We start from the raw sequence: 256 nt of genomic DNA, 5'->3' as shown, positions 1-256 counted from the left end.
TGACACAGGGCAGGATCGCCTTTCTCGGCCGTTGCGTTCATCACCATTCCGTCCCGCAGAACGGAAATCCAGATTGTGCATTTCTTGCCCCGGTAGGACTTAATATCCGAAAACTGTTCAGTTATTGCCTGGTTTATCTGATCTGCATAACTGTGGGCATTAGTAAGTTCTGCCTGGCTCATTTCCGAAGGTCCCGAAGGTTATGGGCGTTTGGGGTTGTTGCTGCCGGCGCAGGCGGCCAGCATTAATAGCATGA

General features: G+C 51.6%; 1 protein-coding gene. It reads right to left on the bottom strand.

All coding sequences use genetic code 11. From position 1 onward, the window contains the following. The coding region (locus tag FQ664_RS26405) for a cell envelope integrity TolA C-terminal domain-containing protein (RefSeq protein WP_306109838.1) at positions 1-182 on the bottom strand (182 nt) is incomplete at its 3' end. Positions 183-256 lie beyond the last annotated feature (74 nt).

This window comes from Pseudomonas persica (assembly GCF_900291015.1).
Classification (GTDB): domain Bacteria; phylum Pseudomonadota; class Gammaproteobacteria; order Pseudomonadales; family Pseudomonadaceae; genus Aquipseudomonas.
The sequence above is the reverse complement of the archived record's forward strand: the minus strand, read 5'-3'. Positions and strand labels throughout refer to the sequence as shown.